The organism is Helicobacter sp. UBA3407 (assembly GCF_949747025.1).
GTDB lineage: Bacteria > Campylobacterota > Campylobacteria > Campylobacterales > Helicobacteraceae > Helicobacter_D > Helicobacter_D ganmani.
Map to the genome: position 1 here is coordinate 1 of NZ_CATKCB010000186.1, position 4,927 is coordinate 4,927.

Consider the following 4,927-nt stretch of genomic DNA (forward strand, 5'->3'; position numbering starts at 1 on the left):
AAGAGTGCTTCTTTTAAGTTTGAGGCTTAAGGGGATTCCACAACCGCCCTCTCCTAGCCTTTGCTAGAAATCTAATTCGTGCGTCAAATTTTTAAATTTAATATCCTCTAGCTGTTTTTTAATATGTTTATTTTCTTCATTTAAAGAATCTAGTTGTGCCTGAAGTTGAATCAAATTGCGACTCGTATAATAAATATTGTTGCGAATATAAATTTTGGGCATAAAAAGTAAAAAGATTGCAAACATTGCAATCATTAGCATACATACAACCTTAAATGGAATCTCTTTAGAGCTAAAATCCACTTCTAAAACGGCTTCTTTTTCTTGCGGATTCAAGCTTGCTGTTTGCTGCGTCTCTGCATTAGAGGACAAATTTGTTTTCAACATTAAATCATCTAACAAGACAAGATTTTCTTTGGAATCTTGAAACAATAGATTTTCTTGAATTGTTGGTGCAGAATCTTGATTTGTTTTTTGATAACGTTCTTCTAAAAAATCTAAATTTTCTTCTAAGATTTCACTTTCTTTTTTGGTGAATCTTTCCCAAAAGCTACATTTTCGTATTTTATCTTTTTGCTCTAAGCGCAAATTTTCATAGGATTCCATTACTCAACACTTCCAAATTCAAAACTGCGTAATTTTGCACTTCGTGAGCGTGGATTTGCGTTTATCTCCTCCTTAGAAGCACACAAAGGTTTTTTGTAGAGATTCCTCCCCTTTTGATGATTATTTCCGCAAACACATCGCATTACCCCACTCCCGCAAATACATTTTCTCTCCCATTCCTTAAAGGCAGTTTTAACCAATCTATCCTCTAGCGAATGAAAAGAGATAATAGAAAGTCTTGCTCCTTTTTGTAGCGGGCAACTCCTTATATTTTCAAGCAGACGCTTGAGTTCTCCTAATTCATCATTTACTGCGATTCTTAAAGCTTGAAAGGCTTGTGTTGCAGGGTGAATCTTTGGGTGTTTAAAGTGCTTGGAAATAAGAGAGCTTAAGGCTTTTGAGCTTGTAATTTTCTCTATTTTACGCGATTCTATAATCAAACGCGCAAGCTTTTTATATTCTCTAATCTCTCCAAAATCTCTAAAGATTTGCTCCAACTGATTGGAGGTATAATGATTCACAATTTCTTTTGCATTTAAAATTTGTTCTTGATTCATTCGCATATCAAGCATTTCTGAATCAAAGCAGAATCCGCGACTTCTATCATCAAATTGCAAAGAGGAAACACCAATATCTGCAAAGATTCCAACAAGATTTTTATACAATTCCACATTCTCCAAAAGCTGCCTTAGCACTTCACTATATCTACCAAATTGATAAGAAAATCTCTTTCCAAATCCCCTTAGTCGCTCACTAGCAAAGGTAATAGCGTTTTTGTCTTGGTCAATTCCTATAATTTCAAGTTTGGGATAAGCCCTTAAGAGTGCCTCACTATGTCCCCCAAAGCCCAAAGTGCAATCAATTAGCACCCCACCCTTTTGTATTGGGGGTGTTTGGAAAGATTCTACGACTTGATTTAATAAAACAGGAATATGCGAGATATCCATTGCTACCCTATTCTTGCAAACGGGAAATTTGAGCACCCAATTTTGTGAGCTTTGCTTCCAAATCTTCATAGCCTCTATCCAAATGATAAATTCTATGAATGTTTGTTTCTCCCTTTGCGACGAGACCCGCAAGCACTAAGGCACTAGAAGCGCGTAAATCTGTCGCCATAACATCTGCACCGATTAATTCGCTGATTCCATAGATGGTTGCAGTATTTCCCCGCAAACTGATGTTTGCACCCATTCTTTGCAACTCACTTACATGCATAAAGCGATTTTCAAACAATCTTTCTTCAATAATACTACTTCCCTCACATTGTGTTGCAAGTGCCATAAATTGAGCTTGCATATCTGTGGGGAATCCCGGATATTCTGTCGTAGAAAGCTCAAAGCTATTGCATTTTTGAGCAGGATAAATTGTAATGGAATCGTGGTTAAAAGTAAGTTTAAAGCCAATTTCCTCTAGCTTAGAAATGACCGCTCCCAAATGATTGGGATTAATTTTGTGCAAGGTGATTTGAGAATTTGTGATTGCTCCAGCACAAAGGTAAGTTCCTGCTTCAATGCGGTCTGGAATCACGGCAATTTTTTCTGGCAATTTTAAGCCTTCCATATTTGTTCCATAGATTTCAATCTCATCACTTCCGATTCCATTAATTTCCATACCACTTTCTTTTAGAATCTCGCAGAGTTGGACGACTTCAGGCTCTTTAGCCGCATTGATAATCGTTGTCTTACCCTTTGCCATTGCAGCTGCCATTAGTATGTTTTCTGTTCCTGTAACCGTGATTTTATCAAAATTAATCGTTGTGCCTTTTAATCCCTCTTTGGCGGTTGCGACAATATAACCTCCCTCAATACGAATCTCTGCACCCATTTTTTCTAATGCTTTAATATGTAAATCTACTGGACGAGCTCCAATCGCACAACCTCCAGGCAAACTAACTTCACAATGTCCAAATCTCCCCAAAAGCGGTCCTAAAACCAAGATAGAAGCACGCATTTTGCGCACAATATCATAAGTTGCTTTTGTGCTGTTGAGTTTGGAGATTTCTACACTTGTTGTGTGGCTATCTATTTCGCAAACTTGACAACCTAGCATATCTAGGAGACTAAAGAATGTCTTAATATCCACTACATTGGGCAAATTTTCAAGAATGACTTTATTTGTCGTAAGCAAGGTTAATGCAATGAGAGGCAAGGCAGAATTTTTTGCTCCTGCGATATTGATTGCTCCTTGCAAACGCGTTTCACCCTTTAATGCTAAAAAATCCATTACATTTCCTTTTTTGATTTATCATTTCTTTTTACCTTTTTTCTCATCACGATTTTTCAATGCTTGACCAATGACGGTTTCAATTTCTTTTTTAAAGTTTGGATTAGCTTTAACAAGATCTTCTCGGTAATTTACCACGCGGTCAATGTCCATTTTGGGACACCAAGAAAGCGCACCGATAAAATCAAGTCGTCCTTGATATTCCTTGCTCTCTTTTCCTATATCCCCAAAATGTAAAAAATGCTGATTGAAAGCAGCTAATGCTTCTTCTAATAATTCTTGTTCAGAATTTTCATCTTTAAAAATAGAAACAAGATAGTTGATGTTATGAAACTTTTTCTCTCGTCCTCTTATCGCCGCAAGATAAGCTTGGATTCTTTCATTAATAATAAATCCGCCCCCGAGCAAAAAAAATGGCATCATCAAGAGACATAAAAACAAAAAGATAAAAAGATAAAAATTAAAACTATACATTTCTTGATTCTATCGCTTTAGCTTATCATAAAAAATATTTGTGGCTTTGACAAAACCATCTACACTTCCGCAATCATAGCGCACACCTTTGAATTTATACCCAAGCACCATACCCTTTTTACATTGTTCTAAAAGTGCATCAGTGATTTGAATTTCACCATTTTTTCCGGGTTTGGTGCGATGTAGAATCTCAAAAATATCTGGTGTTAAAATATAGCGTCCAATAATCGCTAAATTGCTTGGAGCTTCCTCTTGACTTGGTTTTTCAATCATATTATCCACAACAAAAACATCTTCATCTATTTTTCTTCCCGCAATCACACCATATTTGCTCACCTCTTCTAGTGCGACTTCTTCTACTGCAACAATAGAGCAACGATATTTTGCATAGATTTTACACATTTGGCTTAATACGCCCTGCCCTCCCTCATTATCACATAAGTCATCACTCAAAATTACCGCAAAAGGTTCATTTCCAACAAGACTTTCTCCAACTAATATTGCGTGTCCTAAGCCTTTCATTTCCATTTGCCGTGTGTAAGAAAAACTGCAAGTCTCCAAAACATTGCGAATATCTTTTAAAAGATTCTCTTTGCTTGTGCCTTTTAGCTGATGTTCTAATTCATAATTAATATCAAAATAATCCTCTAGCGACCTTTTTCCACGTCCTGTAACGATTGCCATATTAAAGATTCCAGCTTCCATTGCCTCTTCCACACCATATTGAATCAAGGGTTTATTGATAATAGGTAGCATTTCTTTGGGTGTTGTTTTTGTTGCAGGCAAGAATCGTGTGCCATAGCCAGCAGCTGGGAATAAACATTTTTTAATCATTTTTTCTCCTTTATAGATAATCCAACAAACCGCTTTGATAAAGTGTATAAAATTGTGCCGCAGTGCGAGGATTGCGTGTGCCTTTTTGAACAGCATATTGTAATGCGATTCTACAAATTTTTTCCCATTCTTTTGTGTCTTTTTCTTTCTTAAAATATCCCGCTAAAACTTCCAAATACTCCGCATTGCCTTGCGTGTAGAATCCTATACACAAAGGAAAGCGGTCGCTTAAAGCGATTTTATCCTCATTTCCTTCATAGCCAAATATCTCGTTCTCATCGTGGAATTCAGGCAACAAATGTCGTCGGTTGGAAGTCGCATAGATTTTTATATTTTTAGGCAAAGATTCTAAACCTCCCTCCAATATGCTTTTAAGGTTTTTATAAGTTTTTTCATCTTGTTCAAAACTCAAATCATCACAAAAAATAATAAATTTATAATGTTTATTGCGCAAAATATCTAAAACCTCTGGCAGAATCTCTAAATGCTCTTTTTCAATTTGCAAAATCCTCAAACCCTCTTTAGCATATTGAAGCAAAATTGCCTTAATCAATGAGCTTTTACCACAACCTCTTGCTCCCCACAACAAAACATTAACCCCTAAATCACGAAACAAAAAGGACTCTGTATTGGCACATAAAAGTTTGATTTCTTTTTCTAATCCAAAAAAGGAATCTAGCCTTTGAGATTCTATCTCACTAATCCCATGCACATAGCCACTTACACGATAGATGGCTGCGACTTGCGATTCTAAATTCCAAGCAAAATCTATCATTCTTTGCCTTTTGTG

At 36.3% G+C, this 4,927-nt stretch carries 6 protein-coding genes; all 6 read right to left on the reverse strand.

What is annotated here, in order from left to right; genetic code table 11:
* Positions 1–63: 63 nt before the first annotated feature.
* The gene (locus Q1553_RS06865) at positions 64–606 is read right to left on the reverse strand and encodes a hypothetical protein (protein WP_297579722.1); all 543 of its coding nucleotides are present in this window, start codon (positions 604–606) and stop codon (positions 64–66) included.
* Positions 606–1,553, reverse strand: a complete 948-nt coding sequence (rsmH, locus tag Q1553_RS06870; protein WP_300842849.1) for a 16S rRNA (cytosine(1402)-N(4))-methyltransferase RsmH — start codon at positions 1,551–1,553, stop codon at positions 606–608. The genes Q1553_RS06865 and rsmH overlap by 1 nt, the downstream gene beginning before the upstream one ends.
* 7 nt (positions 1,554–1,560) lie before the next feature.
* Positions 1,561–2,829, reverse strand: coding sequence for a UDP-N-acetylglucosamine 1-carboxyvinyltransferase (gene murA, locus Q1553_RS06875; protein ID WP_300706606.1), 1,269 nt, complete (start codon positions 2,827–2,829; stop codon positions 1,561–1,563).
* Between the two features lie 21 nt (positions 2,830–2,850).
* Positions 2,851–3,303, reverse strand: a complete 453-nt coding sequence (locus Q1553_RS06880) for a hypothetical protein (RefSeq protein ID WP_300842850.1) — start codon at positions 3,301–3,303, stop codon at positions 2,851–2,853.
* A gap of 9 nt (positions 3,304–3,312) precedes the next feature.
* A complete protein-coding gene (gene galU, locus Q1553_RS06885) occupies positions 3,313–4,137 on the reverse strand; it encodes a UTP--glucose-1-phosphate uridylyltransferase GalU (protein ID WP_115550693.1) in 825 nt (274 codons plus the stop codon).
* A 10-nt stretch (positions 4,138–4,147) separates the two neighbouring features.
* On the reverse strand, positions 4,148–4,927 hold a 780-nt coding region (locus Q1553_RS06890), incomplete at its 5' end, for a DUF815 domain-containing protein (RefSeq protein WP_366525097.1).

What these genes read in the sequence shown, in the direction of transcription:
- Q1553_RS06865 (WP_297579722.1), bottom strand. Translation starts at nt 606, where the DNA reads ATGGAATCCTATGAAAATTTGCGCTTAGAGCAAAAAGATAAAATACGA.
- rsmH (WP_300842849.1), bottom strand. Translation starts at nt 1,553, where the DNA reads ATGGATATCTCGCATATTCCTGTTTTATTAAATCAAGTCGTAGAATCT.
- murA (WP_300706606.1), bottom strand. Translation starts at nt 2,829, where the DNA reads ATGGATTTTTTAGCATTAAAGGGTGAAACGCGTTTGCAAGGAGCAATC.
- Q1553_RS06880 (WP_300842850.1), bottom strand. Translation starts at nt 3,303, where the DNA reads ATGTATAGTTTTAATTTTTATCTTTTTATCTTTTTGTTTTTATGTCTC.
- galU (WP_115550693.1), bottom strand. Translation starts at nt 4,137, where the DNA reads ATGATTAAAAAATGTTTATTCCCAGCTGCTGGCTATGGCACACGATTC.